Below are 16,543 nucleotides of genomic sequence, written 5' to 3' on the forward strand. Positions count from 1 at the left end.
CTGCCGCGCGGGCGGCTGGACGGTCTACGCCGCAGCCCCTGCGAGGTCGGCGAACTTCGCGTACCGGCGCAGGAAGCTGAGTTTCACCGAGTCGGTGGGGCCGTTTCTGTGCTTCGCGAGAATCAGCTCGGCCAGCCCCTGCTGGTCGGACTCCTCGCCGTTGTAGTACTCGTCGCGGTAGACGAAGAGCACGAGGTCGGCGTCCTGCTCGATCGAGCCCGACTCGCGCAGGTCGGAGAGGATCGGCCGCTTGTCGTGGCGCTGCTCGACGGCGCGGGAGAGCTGCGACAGCGCGAGGATCGGCACGTCGAGGTCGCGCGCGAGGACCTTCAGGTTCCGCGAGATCTGCGAGACCTCCTGCACGCGGTTCTCCGCCGTCCCGCCGGAGGTCATCAGCTGGAGGTAGTCGACGACGATCAGCCCCAGCTCCGGTTGGCGCGCCTTCAGCCGCCGTGCCTTCGAGCGGAGCTCCATCATCGTGATCGAGCCGGTGTCGTCGACGAAGATCGGCGCCTTCATGAGCTTGTCGCAGGCGGCGGTGAGCCGCGGCCAGTCCTCCTGCGTCAGCTTTCCCGAGCGTACGCGCTCCGACTCGACCTTCGCCTCGCTGCACATCAGTCGCTGCGTGACCTCGGCCTTCGACATCTCGAGCGTGAACAGCGCGACGGGCGTCTGGCTGCGGACCCCGAGGTTGGCGGCGATGCAGAGGCCGAGTGCGGACTTCCCCATCGAGGGACGCGCAGCGAGGATCACGAGGTTGCCCGGCTGGAAGCCCGACGTGAGCCGGTCGAGCTCGCGAAAGCCGGACGGGACGCCGGTGACGTCGGCGCCCGCCTCGTAGAGCTTCGTGATCCGCTCGAAGCTCTCCGTGAGGAGCGGCCCGATGTGCGCGAAGTCGCCGCGTACCCGCTCCTGCGAGAGGTCGAAGACGATCTGCTCGGCCTGATCGACGAGCTCGCTCGTCTCGCCGACCCGCTCGCGGCCGAGTCGCGCAATCTCCTGGCCGGCACGGATGAGCCCCCGCAGGGTCGCGGTCTCCTTGACGATGCGGGCGTAGTGCTCGACGTTCGCCGTCGCGGAGACGAGCGCCGCGAGCTCGGCGACGCGGGCCGTCCCACCGATCTGCTCGAGCTCGCCGCGCTCCTCGAGCTCGTTCGCGAGCGTGATCGCGTCGACGGGCTCGCCCTTCGCCCAGAGTGCGAGACAGGTGCGGTAGACGGTGCCGTGCGAGCCGCGGTAGAAGTCGGAGGCGTCGACGATCTCGGTGACCGCGCCGATCGCGGTCTCCGAGAGGAGCATCGCGCCGAGCACCGCCTCCTCGGCCTCGAGGTTCTGGGGCGGCACGTCGGCCAGCGGCATTGCGTGCGTCGCGCTCACGGCGCCGGATCAAACCTGTCGGCGACGGCCACGTCCAGAACGACCCGCCGCCGGTGGGTGACTCCCGCACGAGCAGGGAGAACGGAACACATGTTCCCATTGTATCCCCAGAGCCGGAGGGGTTCTCCACCGGGCATGCACACGCGGCCCGCGCGTCGAAGTCGCTCGGAGCGCACGATTCGTCGCGTCGTCCACAGCCGGCAGTTCGCGGCTGTGGGCTATGTGGAAAGGCCTGTGGACGGAGGAGGGCCCCGCGGGGCCCTCCCGTCAGCTCGTCTCTGCGTCGCTCGGCTCGCTGTCCGGCTCGGGCTCTGCGAGAGCCGGCTCGTCCTCGACGAGCACGTCCTCGGCGAACGCCTCCTCGGTCGCGCGGAGCGCATCGTCGTGCGCCTCGGCGGCCGCCTGCTCCTCTGCCCGTTCCGCGGCCTCGAGCGCCTCGAGCTCCTCCTCGGGCGGCAGCTCGCCGCCCTCGGGGACGACGAGGGTCTTGACCTCGGCGGTGACGCCCTCGAAGACGTGGATCGGGATCGAGTAGCGCCCGATGCGCTTGATCCCGTCGAGGTCGACCTTCCGCCGGTCGACGCGGATCTTCCGCGTGCGCCAGAGCTCCTCGGTGATGTCGGTCGGCGTGACCGAGCCGAACAGCGCTCCCGTCGGTCCGGCCTTGACCTCGAACCGGAGGACGGTCTTCTGGAGCGTCGCCGCGATCTCGGCGGCGTGCTCGGCGGACCTCGCCTCGTGGCGGGCCCGCTCCTCGTCGATCCTCTTGATCTCCGCCACCCGACCCGGGGTGGCCACCTCGGCCAACCGCCGGGGCAGCAGGAAGTTCCGGGCATAGCCGCGCTTGACGTCGACGACCTCGCCCTTCAGGCCGAGCTTCTCGACGTCGCTCGTCAGGATGACCTCCATCACGACCCCTGGACGTTCGGCAGCAGCGACATCTCGCGGGCCCGCTTGACCGCCACCGCGACCTGACGCTGGTGCCGGCGGCACGCGCCGGTGATGTGGCGGTTGCGGATCTTGCCCCTCTCGGAGACGTAGCGCCGCAGCTGGTTGGCGTTCTTGTAGTCCACCTCGGCAACCTTGTCCTTGCAGAAGTGGCAGCTCTTGCGCCGGCCCCCGGTCGCCCCGGGGCCCGGCCGCTTGCGCGGTTGGGTCTTCAAAGCCATGTGGGCGGCCTCCTAGAACGGGATGTCGTCGTCGGTCGGGGATGCGGGGAAGTCGCCGGCGGGCGTCGCGGTCGCGTCGGCGGGGATGTAGCCGCCGCCGCCGCCGGAGCCCTCGCCCTCGCCGCGGCTGTCGAGGAACTGCACGGTCTGCGCGACGACGTCCACCTTCGAGCGCTTCGTGCCGTCCTGTGCCTCCCACGAGCGCCAGTCGAGTCGGCCGTCGATGCCGACGCGACGACCCTTCTGGAGGTACTGCGAGAGGAACTCCGCTTGGTTGCCGTAGACCTTCACGTCGAAGAAGTTCGGCTTGTCGACCCACTGGCCGCCGCTGTCTTGCTGGCGGCCGTTCACGGCGAGCCCGAACTCGAGGACGGGCGAGCCCGACGGCAGATGGCGCAGCTCGGGGTCGCGCGTGAGACGCCCGACCAGGGTAACGCGATTGATGTCGCCGGCCATTACTCCTCCTCCAGGGTGTCCGCGGGCCCGGTCTCGGCATCGTCGCCGATCGCCGCGCCGACCGCTATTGGCTCGGACGGACCCCCCTCGGGGCGACGTGTCGCCATGTGACGCATCACGTCGTCGTCGATCTTGAGCACGCGGGAGAGCTCGTCGAGCGTTTCCGGGCTCGAGGTGAAGCTCAGGAGGTGGTAGACGCCCTCCTCCTTCTTGTCGATCGGATAGGCGAGCTTGCGCCGGCCCCACACGTCGTGGCGCTCGAACGTCCCGCCGCCCTTCTCGATCATGTCCCGCAGCCGGGCCACGACGTCGGCCTGCTTCTCCTCGGCCAGCTCGGGGTCCAGCAACAGCAGAATCTCGTACTCGGTCACGCGTTCCCTTCTCCTTCCCTCGGTCTGAATCGGCCCCGCCGGGCTGTGTGCGGCGCCCGGGAGCGGCGTCGCGCGGCGTGGCAGGAAGCCGGCGAAGGGTAGCAACGACCGGCCCGCCCGGCCGTTCCGGCGCCAGGGCTACGATGCCCGGGTGCGGAGGCTCTTCGGCTGGACGGCAGGGCTCGTCGGCATCGCCGCGCTCGCTCGCATCCTCGCCCGGCGGCAGGCGCGCACCGCCACGGGGCCGGCTCCGGCGCTCGATCCCGCGGAGGAGCTGCGGCGCAAGCTCGACGAGTCGCGCGGGCAGGCAGCGTCCGGCGACGCCGGAGCCAAGACGGCGGGCCCGACCGCTACTCCGGATGCGCCCGCGGAGCCGACGGAGACACTCGATGAACGGCGCGCGCGCGTCCACGCGAAGGCCCAGGAGGCGCTCGAGGCGATGGAGGCGTTGCAGGAGCCCCCGACGTGAGCGAGCAGCCACCCGTCCCGGACGTGACGGAGACGCTCGCGCGTGTCGAGGAGCAGCTCGCGGCGCTCCGCGACGAGGTACACAAGCTCGGCCCCGGTACGACGCTCCCGCCGCCGGGCCCGGAGACGCCCTCGCCGGGCAGCTACGCGTGGGTCTCCGCGCTCGACAGCCCGGTCCGGCGCCGCCCTCAGGTCCCCCGTCTGCTGCTCGAGGCGCTGTTCCTCGCGGCCGCGGCCGCCGCAGCGGCGATCGCCGACCTCGATCCGATCGCGATCGCCGGCGTGATGATCGGCGCCTGGGTGCTCGTGGCGCTCATCGAATGGGCCGCGTCCCGCGCCGACCAGCGGCAGGAACTGCCCGTCTACACGCCCATGCCGGCCGTGCCGCCCGGCGCCGATCCGGCCTGGTTCACACCGCCCGTCGAGCACACGCTGCTCGACAGCTCGGGCGGTGACGGCGTCACCGAGGTGACGCGGCTACCTCCCCGCCTGGACGACCCCGAGTCGACGATCGAACACCGACCGGCCGTCTGAGACGCTCCGGCGGCGCTCCGTGAATCGAGCCTAGGCTTCCGCGGCGCGTGCTCTTCCCCACCGCAACTTTCGCGATCTTCTTCCTGCTCGTCCTGCCGCTCTCGTGGCTGACGATGCCGTGGCCGCACCGCTGGCGCCCGTTCATCGTCCTCGCGAGCTACGTCTTCTACAGCTGGTGGGACTGGCGCTTCGTCTTCCTGCTCGCCGGGTGCACGCTCTGGAACCAGGTGCTCGCCGTCCGCATCTGGCGCTCCAAGGTGCAGTCGCAGCGGAAGGCGCTCCTCGTCCTCGCGCTCGCCGGGAACATCGGCCTGCTCGGCTACTTCAAGTACTACGACTTCTTCGTCTCCTCGAGCGACAACATGGCGGAGATCGTCGGCCTCGACCTGCCGCTCTCGCTCAAGTCGATCGTCCTTCCGGTCGGCGTCTCGTTCTTCACGTTCATGGCGATCAGCTACGTCGTCGACGCCTACCGCGGCGAGTTCGAGCCGACGACGCTCGAGAAGTTCGCCGTGTACCTCTCGTTCTTCCCGCACCTCGTCGCGGGCCCGATCGTACGGCCGTCGGAGCTGATCCCTCAGATCGAGACGCCGCGCGACCCGCGCCGGGTCGACACGAGCCGCGCCTTCTACCTGATCGCGACCGGTCTCTTCAAGAAGGTCGTGATCGCGAACTACCTCGCCTCGTCCATCGTCGACCAGGTGTTCGCCGCCCCGGGCCAGCACTCGTCGCTCGAGATCCTGATCGCGGTCTACGCGTACGCGGTCCAGATCTACGCCGACTTCTCCGGGTACACCGACATCGCGATCGGGATCGCGCTGCTGCTCGGGTTCCAGTTCCCGCAGAACTTCGACTCCCCGTACGCAGCCGTCTCGGTGCAGGACTTCTGGCGGCGCTGGCACATGACGCTGTCGCGGTGGCTGCGCGACTACGTCTACATCCCGCTCGGCGGCAACCGCGGCACCTCGCTGGCGACGTACCGGAACCTGATGCTGACGATGCTGATCGGCGGGCTCTGGCACGGCGCGGCGTGGACCTTCGTCGTCTGGGGCGGCCTCCACGGGGGCGCGCTCGCCTGGGAGCGGTGGCGCCGCGAGCGCCGCAGTCCTGCAGACGCCACCCGCCGAACGACGGGCCGTCACGTCTGGGCGGCCCGGATCGTCACGTTCCACTTCGTGTGCTTCGCCTGGATCTTCTTCCGCTCCGACTCGTTCGGAGCGGCGTGGGACATGATCGAGAGCCTCTTCACGAACTGGGGCGCGCCCTCGCCGCTCGTGACGACCGGCGTGCTGCTCGCGATCGCCGTCGGGATCGGCTCGCAGTACCTGCCCGCACGGATCCCGCGGCTCCTGATGGCCCGCTTCTCGCGGCTGCCGGTGCTCGGCCAGGCGACCGTCCTCGCGCTGGCGCTGATGGTGACGAGCGTCCTCGGCCCGGAGGGCGTGGCACCCTTCATCTACTTCCAGTTCTGATGGCCGAACGCCCGCTGCCGCCACTCCCACCGCTCCCCGACGAGGAGACGCGCACCCTCGAACGGGCGGCGACGGGTCCGCCCGACCCGCCGCACGTGCCGCGCGAGCGGCCGCGCGCACCGCGGGCCGAAGGGCCGCAGCGGCGACAGTGGAGCGCCGGGCACGCGCTCGTCGTGTCCGTCCTCGCGCTCGCGATCGGGCTCCTCCTGAATGCGCCCGGGATCCACAAGTCGGCCTACAACAAGCCCGACGGCTGGCAGCGCGACGTCGCCCTGGCCCTCACCGGGCCGCTCGCCGGCGTGAGTCACGCGCTGCTGCTCGACCGGCCGCGCAAAGCCGTGCAGGCGCTCGTCGGCCGTTCGGGCGCGGACGAGATCCACACGGATCTCGGGCTCCCGGCGCCGGCGCCGGCCGGGAAGCCGAACCGCCCGGCGACGCAGGCGCCGCCGCCCGTGTCGACGCGCTCGAAGCCGAAGAAGCTCGCCTTCTCGCCGAAACGGAAGCTCAAGATCTGGGTCGCCGGCGACTCCCTCGTCATCACGCCCGGCTACGCGATCGTGCGCGCCGCGGGCGCGAGCCCGGCGATGGAGCCCGTCGGCACCGTCGACGGGCGCGTGGCCACGGGCCTGACGCGCCCGGATGTCTTCAACTGGTTCGACGAGATCAGGTCGAGCGTGAAGGAACTGCGCCCGCGCGCGGTCGTGCTCGGGTTCGGCGGGAACGACGACAAGGCCTATATGACCGGGCTTCCGGAGGGCAGATCGATCGGCGACTTCGGCAGCTGGTCCTGGCGCAAGGAGTACGGCCGACGGGTCGGCGGCCTGATGGACGCGATCAACCGTGCGGGTGCGTTCGTCGTCTGGATCGGGTTGCCGCAGACGCGCTCGGCCGCGCAGACGCAGCGGTTCGACGTGGTCAACGCCGTCGTCGAGAAGGAGGCTCGCAAGCGCGACGGCCGGGCGACGTACGTCGACACGTACACGATGTTCGCGGGCGACGACGGCGGCTACACGCAGTACCTCGCGGACGGATCGGGTCAGCTTCGCAAGGTACGCGCCGACGACGGCGTGCACTTCGAGCGCGAGGGCGGCGACATGATCGCGCGCGTCGTGCTGAAGGCGCTCAACAAGGAGTTCGACCTCACGAGCTGGCGCAAGCAGCAGCCGTAGAGTCTGCCCGTGGACGTCTGCCTGATGGTCGAGGGCCAGGAGGGCGTGAGCTGGGAGCAGTGGCGCGCGCTGGCACGGGCGGCCGAGGACGCGGGCCTCGGAGCCCTGTTCCGGTCGGATCACTACCGCTCGATCGTCCGTGGCGAGCCCGCCGGCGCGCTGGACGCGTGGGCGACGCTCGCGGCGCTCGCCACGTGCACCGAGCGGATCCGGCTCGGGACGATGGTCTCTCCCGTGACATTCCGTCATCCTGCCGTGCTGGCGAAGAACGCCGTGACGGTCGACCACGTGTCGCACGGGCGCGTGGAGTTCGGGATCGGGGCGGGCTGGTACGAGGCGGAGCACGAGAGCTACGGCTTCTCGTTCTCGACCCCACGGACCCGGCTCGACGAGCTCGATCGCCAGCTCCAGGAGATCACGCGCCAGTGGACGGAGGCCGACGACATCCGGCCGCGCCCCGTGCAGCAGCCACGCCCGCCGATCATCGTCGGCGGAGCGGCGAGGCCGCGGACGGTCGCCGCCGCGATCCGTCACGCGGACGAGTACAACACGACGTTTCCCTCCGTCGACGAGGCGCGCGAGCGGGCCCGCGTCCTCGCCCAGGCCGCCCGAGCCGCCGGGAGGCCGCCGCTCCGGTTCTCGATGATGACCGGCTGCATCGTCGGCCGGGACGACGGCGAGGTCCGGGACCGGCTCGCAGCATGGCGCGAGATCACGCGAGGGACGAGCGAGCCGCCGATCTGCGGCACCGTCGATCAGGTGTCCGCGCGCCTGCGCGAGTACGAGGCGGCCGGCGTCGAGCGGGCGATGCTCCAGCACCTCGTCCACGAGGACGTCGAGATGGTCGCGCTCCTCGGCGAGGTCGCCGCGCAGGTCGCCGGCTAGCCACGGCGTGCTATCACGGAAAGACGGAACGGCTTCGAATGAGGGCTCCGATCGGTCTCGTCGTGACGGCGGCGCTCGTGCTGCTCCCCGCAGCGGGTGCCGGTGCGACGGCACGCGAACGCGGCGCGCCCGATCCGAGTCGCTTCGTCCGGACGGTCGACAACCCCTGGTTCCCGCTCCGGCCCGGGTCGACGTTCGTGTACCGAGGCGTCAAGGACGGCGAGCCGAGCCGTGACGTCGTCCGCGTCACCAGCGGGACACGGGTCATCGAGGGTGTCCGCTGCACCGGGGTCAGCGACCGCCTGTACACGTCGGGCCGGCTCTCCGAGCGGACGACCGACTGGTACGCCCAGGACTCGGGCGGCACCGTCTGGTACTTCGGCGAGGACACGGCCGAGCTCGACCGCGCCGGGAAGGTGACGAGCCGCGAGGGGTCCTGGCTGGCCGGCGTCGCGGGCGCACGCGCGGGTGTCTTCATGCCCGCGCGGCCGCGCGTCGGGCAGACCTTCCGGCAGGAGTACCTGAAGGGACATGCCGAGGACCACTTCCGGGTCCTGAGCCTTCGGGCGCACGCGCGAGTGCCGGCCGTGTCCTCGCACCGTGCGCTCCTGACGAAGGAGTGGACGCCCCTCGAGCCCGACGTCGTCGACCACAAGCTCTACGTCCGCGGCATCGGCCTCGTCGACGAGCGCACGATCCGCGGCGGCGACGAGCGGAACGCGCTCGTCCGTTGGTCGCACTAGCGACCGGTGACGGCAGTGGATGTCGTCAGCGCGCCGCGAGATGCTCGCGCAGCGAGGGAGTGGATAGCCGGCGGTTCGTGCCCTCCGGTCGGCGGGTACGGTGGGCCGGTGGCCGAGAAGCACGTGCTCGACGTCGCGGGGCGACACATCACGGTGACGAGCCCGGACAAGGTGTTCTTCTCCGAGCGGGAGGAGACGAAGCTCGATCTCGTGCACTACTACCTCGCCGTCGCGGAGCCGCTCATGCGCGTCGTCGGCGGGCGGCCGACACTCATGCAGCGCTTTCCGCACGGGGCCGAGGGAAGCTCGTTCTTCCAGAAGCGCGTCCCCGAGTCGGCGCCGGACTGGCTCGAGACGACGATCGTCTCGACGCCGAACGGGACGACCTCGCGGGCGCTCGTCCTCGCCGACATTGCGCACGTCGTGTGGGCCGTCAACCTCGCGTGCCTCGGCTTCCATGTCTGGCCCTGTCTCCACGACCGTCCCGAGGTCGTGGACGAGCTCCGGCTCGACCTCGACCCGCAGCCGGGCGTCGAATTCGGCGACGTGCGCGTGGCCGCGGCGGAGCTGCATCGGCTGCTGGACGAGCTCGGGATCGTCGGCTACCCGAAGACGACCGGCAACCGCGGCCTCCACGTCTACGTCCGCCTCGAGCCGCGCTGGGACGCCTACCAGGTGCGGTCGGCGGCGGTCGCCGTCGCGCGAGAGCTCGAGCGGCGCCGGCCGGACGTGATCACCTCGGCGTGGTGGAAGGAGGAGCGCGGCCGCCGCGTCTTCGTCGATTTCAACCAGAACGCGCCGCACAAGACCGTCTTCGGCGCGTGGTCGGTGCGTGCCCGCCCGGGTGCGCAGGTGTCGACCCCGCTCCGCTGGGACGAGGTCGAGACGCTGCACCCGGACGAGCTGACGATCGCGAGCGTGCCCGACCGGCTCGCGGCGGAGGGCGACCCGTGGGAGCCGATGGCCGGGCACCCCCAGTCGCTCGAGCCGCTCCTCGAGCTCAACGAGCGCGATCGCGCGGCCGGGCTCATGGACGCTCCGTGGCCGCCCGTCTATCCGAAGCAGCCCGACGAGCCCCCGCGCGTCGCGCCCAGCCGGGCGCGCAAGAGCGCGTCCTGAGCCGTCTCCGACCGGCACCACCGGTCCGCGAGCTTCACTCGTCCGAGTGAGTCGAACGGCGCCCGTCACCCGATACAGGGAGAGCGTCTCTCCGTGTGTTTCGCCTCGACTCGACGGCAGGAGTGCCGATGGAACTCGAACTGGACGGCTGGAAGGTGAAGGCGGCCCTCGTCGCGGTCGCGGTCGTCGTCATCGCGGCCCCGTTCGTGCGGGCCACGCTGTCGAACAAGGGTCGCGCCGAGGACTGGCACCGCCGGGCCGTCGTCGCGGAGGAGTCCGTCACCGGCCTCCGTGTGGTGATCGCGGAGCGGAGCCGTGCGCTCAACCAGCGCACGGTGCAGGCGAACCGTCTCGTGAGCGACCTGCAGTCGAACGGAACGGCGCTGCGGCGCTCGAAGGTCAGCGTCGGCACGCTGACGCGGCGGCAGCGTGAGCTCGCCGCCGAGAACGCCAGGATCGAGAGCGACCGCCGCAAGCTGCGTTCGCGGCTCGCGACGCTCGAGAGCATCGGCTCGAAGCTCAGCGCGTGTGTCAAGAGCCGTGCCCCGGCCAAGGGCAAGCGGATCGTCGCCGCTCGCCAGGCGACCTGCAATGGCGTCAGCGCGAGCTTCGACGCGTACCTGGAGCAGGCCCGTTGATCGTCGGCCCCGGCTGGGCCTTTCTGGGCCTCGCCGCGATCGGGCTCGCCGCGCTCGTCCTCCTTTCCGGCTGCGGGCTGATCGTGGTGGACGACCCGTCGAGCGGCAGGACGCGCCTGGCCGCCCCGGCACTGGTCGACGCCGATCCCGCCGTCGAGGCACGCGCCGCGGGTGTCTGGACGGTGTCGCTCGGCCGGGCGCGGAAGCAGGTGCGCCGCGGCGTGCTGCGGGTCAAGGCCCCTCTCTGCGACGGCACGCCCAACGGATCGGGCTTCGCCCTCGACTCCGGGATCGTGCTCGCGCAGGCCGACGTCCTCCCCGGTGCCGGAACGCTCAAGGTCGCTCCGAGGAAGCGTCCCGCGAAACCGTACGGCGCTACGCACGTCTACCGCCTCGGGGAGCTGGGCATCGCCCGGGTCGACGGCCGCCTGCCGCGACGGATCTCGACCGCGCCGGGCGCGGCTCTCGGGGCGTCGGTCGCGGTGGTCGGCTATCCGCTGTCGGCGAGCCCACGGCTCCTGCGAGGCGTCGTCGTCGACCGCGTCGCAGGGGCGCCGTTCGGCGTCCGCGGGCGCGTGCTGCGCCTGACCGCGCCTCTTCGGCGGGACGAGCCCGGCGGCCCGGTGATCGACGCCAAGGGCCGGCTCGTCGCCGTCGCGTTCACGACGGACCCGACGACGGGCCTCGCGGTCGCAGTGCCGCTCGACACGCTGCGGTCGCTCGTCGCAGCGCGGGCGCTCGAAGTGCGTCCGCCGTGCGACGGGACGTGATCGACGCGTAACCGGGCCCGCGGCGTCGAGAATGACAGCCGTGACCGACGACCGGAACGTGGAGCTCGGCTCGGGGAGGACGATGCCTCTGCTCGGGCTCGGCACGTGGCAGGCGCGCGGCCGCGACGCCCGGGACGCCGTTCGCACCGCGCTCGAGGTCGGCTACCGGCTCGTCGACACGGCGACGATCTACGGCAACGAGCGACAGGTGGGCGCGGCGCTGGCGGAGAGCGCCGTGCCGCGCGAGGACGTCTTCGTGACGACGAAGCTGCCGCAGGGCAACGCGGGCCGCGAGCGGGCCACGCTCGAGGAGAGCCTCGAGGCGCTGGGCCTCGACTACGTCGACCTGTGGCTGATCCACTGGCCGCCCGGCGGCCGCGCACGACCTGATGTGTGGGAACGGCTGCTCGAGCTCCAGGCGGACGGGCTCGCCCGCGAGGTCGGTGTGAGCAACTACAGCCTCGGCCAGATCGACGAGCTCGAGCAGGCGACCAGGCGCCTGCCGGCGGTCAATCAGGTCGAGTGGAGCCCGGCGCTCTTCGACCGCGAGGTGCTCGACGGGCATCGTCGCCGCGGCGTGCAGCTCGAGGGCTACAGCCCGCTCAGGCAGACGAACCTCCGCGACCCACGGCTCGTGCGCGTCGCCGAGGCGCACGGCGTGACGCCCGCACAGGCGGTCCTCCGCTGGCACGTCGAGCACCGGATCGTCGCGATCCCGAAGTCGACGAACGCGGAGCGCATCGCCGAAAACGCCGCGATCTTCGACCTCCGGCTGACCGCCTCGGAGGTCGAGGAGCTCGACGCGCTCGCCGAGCGGCACTGACGTCGGCGCGGTGCGGTGCGCCCGGACGTAGGCTGAGAACGCGACGACCCTCGTCGCGTCCCCGAAACGAAAGGAGCCGCCATGGCCGCAGACGGCAAGGTCGTCGTCAACCTCGCGACGGGGCTCGAGGACGCCGAGCGCGTCACCGTCGCGTTCCTCGTCGCCACCGCCGCGCTCGAGCAGGGAAAGCGGGTGACGATGTTCCTCACGAAGGAGGCCGTCCGACTCGGGCTGCCCGGATACGCCGACGCGGTCGCCTGCGACGGCTGCCCGCCGCTTGCGCGGCTCTACGCGCAGTACGCCGAGGGCGGTGGAGAGCTCCTCGTGTGCCCGATCTGCTTCAACTCGCGCAAGCTGGACGAGGCGAGACTCGTCGCGAACGCCCGCCTCGGCGGCGCGACGCCGCTCTGGGAGTGGATCGGCGACGACGCGACCGTCTTCAGCTACTGAGGGGCTGTCACCCAGGCTACGGCGATCTCCCTGTCGACCGGAAGCGGCAGCGAAGCGGCCTCGGCCTCGACGGCAGCCCGAGCCGTGCGCGAGAGACGCCCCCACACATCGATCCGGACCGTGTGCTGGGAGCGTCTCCACGTGCCGCGGGCCTCGCCGTCGACGAGGAGCGCGCCCGGCCAGACGCGCGACGTCCAGAGCTGCTGCCGCCGGTCGGCCTGCGGCACGAGGAGGCTGCGCTCGGCCCCGTCGAGCAGGAAATAGGCATCGCCGCTCGGCAGCAGGCGCGCGGGCGCGGGGGCGGTCTCGGCGGCGAGCACGACCGGCTCGTCGTCGGCGAGCAGCCACTCGTCGCCGAGCGGCGTCCGGACCGGCAGGAGCGATCCCTCGAGCGAGGCGTAGGCGGCGGCCGCCGCGCGCCGCGAGATGCCCGCCCAGCGGGCGAAGCTCTCGGCCGTCGTCGGCCCGAAGATGTGGAGATGGCGGCGCGCGAGCTCGCGACGGGCGTCGGCGGGATCGATCTCGGGCGCCGGGACGGCCCAGATGGTCGGTGCCCGCGCGCCTTCCCAGCGGATCGCGACGGTGCCCGTGGGCGCCGCGTACCGGATCGAGTTGCCGAGGCCGAGCGCGCGTCCCGCCTCCCGGTCGGTCATGCGTGCCTCGCCGAGATGGCAGCGGAGTCGCTCCGCCGTCTGCTCAGCCCTCAGGCGTCCCTTCGCGTCGTCCGGCAGCCGCCCCACCGAGAAGAGCCCGAAGTCGCGCTTCGCGACCACGTACGTGCTGTACCTGGGCCCCCAGAGCTGCGCGAGCGAGGGATGCGCCCACGTCGACGGCTCGACGTCCTCGACGCGCGCGTGCAGCGAGAGAAGCGCGGCCCGCGGCATGCTGTCCTGGAGCCCGGCCCAGGCTGCGCGCTCCAGCGACTCGGAGCCCATCGGCGTCCGTGCGTCGAGCCCGCCGACCCGCCGTCGAAAGGCGAGAATCTGCCGTCGCGTGAGCTGGAGCCTCGATCGCATCGAGCTCCAGAGCCTAGTGGCGGAGCCGATCGAGGACGGGCACGTCGACTACGGCTCGGCTTCGGCTTGCCCGCTCGACCACGGTGCTGCGACGTCCACGGCGCTGCTTCTCTCGACAACGATGTCGTCTGTGCCGCCGGTCGTGAAGACCTGGATCATGTCGGCGCTGCCGAGAAATGCCGCCGCGGGGCCCGCCGCCGACCATAGTCCCCCCACGGTGCTGGCGGCGGGCCCCGCGGCCCGTGGAGCGCGTCGCATACGCCCCGGAGCGAGATTCGCACCGAGTGCCGCTGTCATCCTCGCCCCTTGGTCTAGGTCGTGACTCGACCTACGCCGGGTTTGGAATTCGGCGGGACGACCTCGGCAGACGATCGGGCGACAGGAGTCAGTCGCCGGGTCGCTCGCCTCCGGCCTCACGCCCCCCGAACGACTCCGCTATCGGTGGTGTCGCTCCGGCTAGTGGACGGATTCCGGTCCCGCGGTCAGGAACGATCGCCCGAACGCGACCGCGAAGGCGGCCCCGCCTCGGCCACATACGGAAGCAACGCCATCTCCCGCGCACGCTTGATGGCGACTGCGACTTGCCGCTGATGCCTTCGACACGCTCCGGTCATCCGGGGCGCACGGATCTTGCCCCGCTCGGAGATGTAGCGCCGCAGCTGGTTGACGTCCTTGTAGTCGACCTCGCGCACCTTGTCCTTGCAGAAGAAGCACGACTTCCGCCTCATCGGCTTCCCGGGGCCACCGGGACGACCGGCGCGCGGTCCGGTCTCGTCTTTCCTCGGTCTCGAGCTGCGTGCCATCAGTCCACCCTACCGTGCGTCACCGCAGCCGGTAGACGATGCGGCCGCGATCCAGGTCGTAGGCGGACACCTCGACCTTGACGCGGTCGCCGGGCCCCATGCGGATCCGGTAGCGCTTCATCTTCCCGGCCGTGTACCCGATCATCTCGTGCCCGTTGTCGAGCGTGATTCGGAACATCCCGCTGCGAAGCGATTCCGTGATCTCGCCCTCCATCTCCAGCTTCTCTTCCTTGACGGCGATGGGCCGCCTCCTTTCGTCGCCAACGGCGGGGACCTGTTCGCAGCCCGCGGCCGCCTGGCGACCACGGGCTGCCGATGTTTCGACTACGAGACGAGGGAGACGTTGGTCGCCTCCGGTCCCTTCTGACCCTCGCGGGGCTCGTACGAGACCTTCGCCCCCTCGGGGAGCGACTTGAACCCGTCACCGGCGATGCCGCTGTGATGCACGAAGAGGTCCTTCGACCCCTCGGCAGGGGTGATGAACCCGTAGCCCTTCGCATCGTCGAACCACTTCACGGTTCCTTCTGCCATGGAAATACACCTCCCTTACTGCTTTCACGAACGCGTAAGGAAGGCGCACGACGCGCAGACCGGACCCGCTCTAGCTGGCACAACGGTAGCAGCCGGCCGGCCGGGAATCGGCCGATCCGGGGAGGCGGGCCGAGGCTACGCCCAGGGCAGACGGGGCCAGGTCGGCGGGCGCTCTCGCCGGAACCACTCGACCGTCGCGTACGCCTGCCTCCAGTCGGAGGTCTCCTCCGCGACGCTCGCGCCGTAGCGCGCCGCGAGCTCCGACACGGGGTAGCGCACTCCGGCGCCCGAGCGCGCACCAACCATGACGATCACACACGGACCGTCGCCGGCGCCCACGAAGGCGTGCTCGGTCCACGGAGGACAGTGGAAGAAGTCCCAGGGCCGCAGCCGTCGCTCTTCCTCCTCGACGAGCAGCGTGCACTCCCCTGAAAGGACGAGGAACGCCTCCTGGTTCACCTCGGCGTGGTAGAGGCCGGTCTGCCCGGGCTCCAGGACGGTGACGTTGATCCCGAGCTGGGGGAACTCGACCGGCGGATCGCCGTACTCGTTCTCGAAGGCGCACCTCGCGCCCCTACTCTCCTCGAACCACCATTCGGCGTCGCGCACGTTGACGACGAACCAGCCGTGGTCGACGGGCGTGAGCCCCGATCCGGAGTCCTCGAGCTGCGCCTCGGGCACGGACGGGATTCTCGCACCCGACGGCTGCGGCGAAGGTGATTCGTGCGCCTCCGCCGAGTCAACGTCGGTCCAGGAGAGGTGCCGTGGCGTGTCATGTGGACGATCCGACGCCGTAAGCACCGCGGATCCGGACAGAACGCTCCGGCTGACGTGTCCGAGCCGCGATAGCGTGATGTGATGGAGCCCGGCGTCGAGACCGGCCTCGACGGGGCGGTCGAGGCCTTGGAGGCAGATGACCGGGCGGTGCAGCTCGCGCAGGAGCAGGCCGCGCTTCGTCGTGTCGCGACGCTCGTCGCCTCTTCGGCGGAACCGGAGCAGGTGTTCCAGACGGTCGCCGAAGAGGCGGGCCGGCTTCTCGCGGCACGAACGGCCGCGACGGTGCGTTTCGACCAGCCCGACGCGGTGGTCGTGGGCAGCTGGAACGATGGTGAAGGCAGGGGGATCGAGATCGGAACCCTCGTCCCGTACAGCGACCCCGACAGCCCCGTCTACCGCGCTTCACACGAGGGAGGTCGCGTCGACGACTACGCCGATCTCGCCGGCGAGGCCGCACGGTTGACGCGCCTGGCGGGTTACCGCTCTTCCGTCGCCGCGCCGATCACCGCCGCCAGTCGACTTTGGGGCGCACTGTTCGTCTTCTCTGTGACCCCGCACCATTTCCGTCCGGATGCGCAGCAACGCCTCGCAGACTTCACGAACCTCGTCGCGCTCGCACTCGAGAGCGCAGAGGCGCACGATCAGCTGACGGCCTCGCGCGCGCGCATCGTCGAAGCCGGATTGGCCGAGCGGCGGCGGCTCGAGCGCAATCTCCACGACGGCGCCCAACAGCGCCTCGTCACCCTGGCCATGCAGCTGCGGATCGCCGAGGAACGCCTGGAGGACGATCCGGCGACCGCACGAGCGATGCTCGCGACGATCGGCGAGGAGCTGAAGCTCGCGCTCGAGGAGCTGCGCGAGCTCGCGCGCGGGCTTCATCCGGCCGTGCTCAGCGACCACGGGCTCGAGCCCGCCCTCAGGTCGCTCGCGAGCCGCGCGCCCTTCCCGGTCGAGGTCGTCGGAGCTCCGCCG

General features: G+C 71.2%; 22 protein-coding genes. 12 read left to right on the forward strand and 10 right to left on the reverse strand.

Annotation, left to right across the window (positions count from 1 at the left end; genetic code table 11):
* Positions 1-24: 24 nt before the first annotated feature.
* The 5 genes from dnaB to rpsF form a co-directional block, all read right to left on the reverse strand.
* Positions 25-1,377 carry a replicative DNA helicase gene (gene dnaB, locus VNM44_RS04720; RefSeq protein ID WP_325623179.1) on the reverse strand — a complete coding sequence of 451 codons (1,353 nt, stop codon included), beginning with the start codon at positions 1,375-1,377 and terminating at the stop codon, positions 25-27.
* A gap of 267 nt (positions 1,378-1,644) precedes the next feature.
* A complete protein-coding gene (gene rplI / locus VNM44_RS04725; RefSeq protein WP_325623181.1) occupies positions 1,645-2,286 on the reverse strand; it encodes a 50S ribosomal protein L9 in 642 nt (213 codons plus the stop codon).
* The gene (gene rpsR, locus VNM44_RS04730; protein ID WP_325623183.1) at positions 2,286-2,546 is read right to left on the reverse strand and encodes a 30S ribosomal protein S18; all 261 of its coding nucleotides are present in this window, start codon (positions 2,544-2,546) and stop codon (positions 2,286-2,288) included. Before rpsR (VNM44_RS04730) ends, rplI begins: the two co-directional genes overlap by 1 nt.
* 12 nt (positions 2,547-2,558) lie before the next feature.
* Positions 2,559-3,002 carry a single-stranded DNA-binding protein gene (locus tag VNM44_RS04735; protein ID WP_325623185.1) on the reverse strand — a complete coding sequence of 148 codons (444 nt, stop codon included), beginning with the start codon at positions 3,000-3,002 and terminating at the stop codon, positions 2,559-2,561.
* On the reverse strand, positions 3,002-3,373 hold the full coding sequence (gene rpsF / locus VNM44_RS04740) for a 30S ribosomal protein S6 (RefSeq protein WP_325623187.1): 372 nt from the start codon (positions 3,371-3,373) through the stop codon (positions 3,002-3,004). The genes VNM44_RS04735 and rpsF overlap by 1 nt, the downstream gene beginning before the upstream one ends.
* Before the next feature lie 151 nt (positions 3,374-3,524).
* Here rpsF and VNM44_RS04745 point away from each other — a divergent pair, with 151 nt between their 5' ends.
* The 11 genes from VNM44_RS04745 (at position 3,525) to VNM44_RS04795 (ending at position 12,444) form a co-directional block, all read left to right on the forward strand.
* On the forward strand, positions 3,525-3,842 hold the full coding sequence (locus VNM44_RS04745) for a hypothetical protein (protein ID WP_325623189.1): 318 nt from the start codon (positions 3,525-3,527) through the stop codon (positions 3,840-3,842).
* Positions 3,839-4,375: a hypothetical protein gene (locus tag VNM44_RS04750; RefSeq protein ID WP_325623191.1), complete on the forward strand. Its 537-nt coding sequence runs from the start codon at positions 3,839-3,841 to the stop codon at positions 4,373-4,375. Before VNM44_RS04745 ends, VNM44_RS04750 begins: the two co-directional genes overlap by 4 nt.
* Before the next feature lie 47 nt (positions 4,376-4,422).
* Positions 4,423-5,847, forward strand: coding sequence for an MBOAT family protein (locus tag VNM44_RS04755; RefSeq protein WP_325623193.1), 1,425 nt, complete (start codon positions 4,423-4,425; stop codon positions 5,845-5,847).
* On the forward strand, positions 5,847-7,016 hold the full coding sequence (locus tag VNM44_RS04760) for a DUF459 domain-containing protein (RefSeq protein WP_325623195.1): 1,170 nt from the start codon (positions 5,847-5,849) through the stop codon (positions 7,014-7,016). Before VNM44_RS04755 ends, VNM44_RS04760 begins: the two co-directional genes overlap by 1 nt.
* 9 nt (positions 7,017-7,025) lie before the next feature.
* On the forward strand, positions 7,026-7,901 hold the full coding sequence (locus tag VNM44_RS04765) for an LLM class flavin-dependent oxidoreductase (protein WP_325623197.1): 876 nt from the start codon (positions 7,026-7,028) through the stop codon (positions 7,899-7,901).
* Between the two features lie 38 nt (positions 7,902-7,939).
* A complete protein-coding gene (locus VNM44_RS04770) occupies positions 7,940-8,644 on the forward strand; it encodes a hypothetical protein (RefSeq protein WP_325623199.1) in 705 nt (234 codons plus the stop codon).
* Positions 8,645-8,752: 108 nt separating this feature from the next.
* Positions 8,753-9,763, forward strand: a complete 1,011-nt coding sequence (gene ligD, locus VNM44_RS04775) for a non-homologous end-joining DNA ligase (protein WP_325623201.1) — start codon at positions 8,753-8,755, stop codon at positions 9,761-9,763.
* A gap of 128 nt (positions 9,764-9,891) precedes the next feature.
* Complete coding sequence (locus VNM44_RS04780) at positions 9,892-10,401, forward strand: hypothetical protein (RefSeq protein ID WP_325623203.1); 510 nt, start codon at positions 9,892-9,894, stop codon at positions 10,399-10,401.
* Positions 10,398-11,171: a serine protease gene (locus VNM44_RS04785; protein ID WP_325623205.1), complete on the forward strand. Its 774-nt coding sequence runs from the start codon at positions 10,398-10,400 to the stop codon at positions 11,169-11,171. Before VNM44_RS04780 ends, VNM44_RS04785 begins: the two co-directional genes overlap by 4 nt.
* Before the next feature lie 82 nt (positions 11,172-11,253).
* A complete protein-coding gene (locus tag VNM44_RS04790; RefSeq protein ID WP_349258015.1) occupies positions 11,254-11,994 on the forward strand; it encodes an aldo/keto reductase in 741 nt (246 codons plus the stop codon).
* 81 nt (positions 11,995-12,075) lie between these two features.
* Entirely contained in the window at positions 12,076-12,444 is a 369-nt protein-coding gene (locus tag VNM44_RS04795) for a DsrE family protein (protein WP_325623209.1), read from the forward strand.
* Here VNM44_RS04795 and VNM44_RS04800 read toward each other — a convergent pair.
* From VNM44_RS04800 to VNM44_RS04820, 5 genes are all read right to left on the reverse strand, one after another.
* Positions 12,438-13,460 (reverse strand): DNA glycosylase AlkZ-like family protein, encoded by a 1,023-nt coding sequence (locus tag VNM44_RS04800; RefSeq protein WP_325623211.1) that lies wholly within the window; start codon positions 13,458-13,460, stop codon positions 12,438-12,440. The two genes, VNM44_RS04795 and VNM44_RS04800, sit on opposite strands and share 7 nt — an antisense overlap.
* Before the next feature lie 482 nt (positions 13,461-13,942).
* Positions 13,943-14,188, reverse strand: a complete 246-nt coding sequence (gene rpsR / locus VNM44_RS04805) for a 30S ribosomal protein S18 (RefSeq protein WP_325623213.1) — start codon at positions 14,186-14,188, stop codon at positions 13,943-13,945.
* Between the two features lie 94 nt (positions 14,189-14,282).
* A complete protein-coding gene (infA, locus tag VNM44_RS04810; RefSeq protein ID WP_325623222.1) occupies positions 14,283-14,504 on the reverse strand; it encodes a translation initiation factor IF-1 in 222 nt (73 codons plus the stop codon).
* A gap of 83 nt (positions 14,505-14,587) precedes the next feature.
* Positions 14,588-14,794 (reverse strand): cold shock domain-containing protein, encoded by a 207-nt coding sequence (locus VNM44_RS04815; protein WP_349258014.1) that lies wholly within the window; start codon positions 14,792-14,794, stop codon positions 14,588-14,590.
* A 135-nt stretch (positions 14,795-14,929) separates the two neighbouring features.
* Entirely contained in the window at positions 14,930-15,475 is a 546-nt protein-coding gene (locus tag VNM44_RS04820) for a cupin domain-containing protein (RefSeq protein WP_325623215.1), read from the reverse strand.
* Positions 15,476-15,652: 177 nt separating this feature from the next.
* Between VNM44_RS04820 and VNM44_RS04825 the strand changes: the two genes are divergently transcribed.
* Positions 15,653-16,543: GAF domain-containing protein (locus tag VNM44_RS04825; RefSeq protein ID WP_325623217.1), on the forward strand; the 891-nt coding region annotated here is incomplete at its 3' end.

The organism is Gaiella sp. (genome assembly GCF_035558935.1).
In the GTDB taxonomy this organism is placed as follows: Bacteria; Actinomycetota; Thermoleophilia; order Gaiellales; family Gaiellaceae; genus Gaiella.